This is a genomic window from Microvirga sp. P4_G7, from assembly GCF_056401005.1.
The window spans coordinates 1-1,814 of sequence record NZ_JBFUKD010000710.1 but is presented as its reverse complement, the minus strand read 5'-3'; the positions used below and the strand labels follow the sequence as shown (position 1 = coordinate 1,814).

The window sequence follows — 1,814 nt, the reverse complement described above, 5'->3', positions numbered from 1 at the left end:
GCCTGGACATCAGCGGGACGTTCGTGCCGGCCTTCGGCTTGAACAATGTGTTCGCGCAAGTGCCGCTCTTCGGCCCGCTGTTGGGAGGAAGCCAGTACGAGGGTTTGTTTGCGGTCAACTTCAGAGCGTCGGGACAGACGGCGTCTCCGACGCTGACGGTCAATCCGCTGTCAGCTGTCGCGCCAGGCTTCTTGCGCAAGCTCTTTGGCGCTGGGACAGTGGAAGCGGATTCCGCGCGGCCGCCAGCGACACCCGAACGCTAGCAAGACGGATTTTTAGTCTGCCATCGACGCTTGCGCCATTCTGGCGACACGTTCCACATCGCGACTGATGTCGCGCATCGCGGTGAGATCGGCGATATCGAACCAAGCTGCTTCGCTGGCATCGTCGCCGGCCTGGGCGACCCCTGACATCCATCGGCAGAGGACGGCGATCATGATGAAATGTTGGCCCGCGCCGTCTTCGCGATGTTCGATGAAATCAACGGCCGTCAGCACGGATCTCGGTTCTGCCAGGATGGCCGTTTCCTCGAACAATTCACGGACCGCCGCCGTCTCGATCGTCTCGCCGTGTTCGATCTTTCCGCCAGGAAATCCCCAAAGTCCCTGATCGGGCGGATTGGTACGTCGGACGAGCAGGACCTTTCCTTCACGGACGACAACCGCGAGGACGGCGGCCACGGGACCGGCTGGCGAGAGAGTCATGTGCCGCCCGCAGTGCGACTTACGTTGCGCGGAGAAGCACGTGGCGCTTCTTGCCGAACGACAGCTTGATCACGCCTTCCGGCGTCAAGTCCTTGAGCCGAAGGACACCCCGCTCGTCACCGACCGCCTCGTCGTTGACCCTGAGCCCACCGCTTTTCACCTGGCGCCGGGCTTCCCCCGTGGAGGGGAGGAGCTTTGCGTATTCGGGACCGAACGCCGTCAACACGCCGAGGCCGGCTTCGAGGACGCTGGACGGCACCTCGATCGTGGGCAGGCTCTCTGCGAGCGTTCCTTGTTCAAAGGTCTTGCGCGCGGTCTCGGCTGCCAGTTCCGCCTGTTCACGACCGTGGAGCAGTGCCGTGGCTTCGGTCGCCAACACCTTCTTGGCTTCGTTGACGTCGGCCCCTTGCAATGCGGCCAGCTTGGCAATCTCGGCCGTCGGCAGGATTGTGAAGAGCTTGAGGAAGCGCTCCACGTCTGCGTCTTCGGTGTTGCGCCAGAACTGCCAGTAATCGTACGGGCTCAGCATATCGGCATTGAGCCAGACGGCGCCGGAGGCGGTCTTTCCCATCTTGGCGCCGGAGGCGGTGGTCAGGAGCGGGCAGGTGAGGGCATAGAGCTGCGCCGTGCCAAGTCGCCTTCCGAGATCGATACCGTTGATGATGTTGCCCCACTGGTCGGAGCCACCCATCTGCAGCACGGTGCCGTAGCGCTTGTGCAGTTCGACGAAGTCGTAGGCCTGCAGGATCATGTAGTTGAATTCCAGGAACGACAGCTCGTGCTCACGCTCGAGACGCAATTTCACGCTGTCGAAAGCGAGCATGCGGTTGACCGAGAAGTGCCGTCCGACGTCGCGCAGGAATTCGATGTAGTTGAGGGTCGTCAGCCATTCGGCGTTGTCGACCATGATCGCGTCCGACTGACGATCGCCGAAATCGATGAAACGGGAAAAGACGCCTTTGATGCTCGTCTTGTTGTCTTCGATTTGTTCGACCGTCAGGAGCTTGCGGCTCTCGTCCTTGCCGGAAGGATCACCAACCCGTGTCGTGCCACCGCCCATGAGCGCGATCGGCTTGCCGGCGCCGGTCTTCTGCAGCCAGTGCAACATCA

At 62.0% G+C, this 1,814-nt stretch carries 3 protein-coding genes; 1 reads left to right on the top strand and 2 read right to left on the bottom strand.

All coding sequences use genetic code 11. The features are described 5' to 3' along the window. Nucleotides 1-263, top strand: a 263-nt coding sequence (locus AC1DT3_RS19850) for a hypothetical protein (protein WP_477466934.1), incomplete at its 5' end; no start/stop codon positions are given. 12 nt (nucleotides 264-275) lie between these two features. Here the strand turns inward: AC1DT3_RS19850 and AC1DT3_RS19845 are convergent. Together AC1DT3_RS19845 and tyrS are read right to left on the bottom strand one after the other, a co-directional pair. After that, nucleotides 276-704: an NUDIX hydrolase gene (locus AC1DT3_RS19845; protein WP_477466933.1), complete on the bottom strand. Its 429-nt coding sequence runs from the start codon at nucleotides 702-704 to the stop codon at nucleotides 276-278. A gap of 19 nt (nucleotides 705-723) precedes the next feature. Beyond that, on the bottom strand, nucleotides 724-1,814 hold a 1,091-nt coding region (gene tyrS, locus AC1DT3_RS19840), incomplete at its 5' end, for a tyrosine--tRNA ligase (RefSeq protein ID WP_477466932.1).

Excerpts from the sequence above, each read along its gene's own strand:
- AC1DT3_RS19845 (WP_477466933.1), bottom strand. The coding sequence starts at position 704 with ATGACTCTCTCGCCAGCCGGTCCCGTGGCCGCCGTCCTCGCGGTTGTC.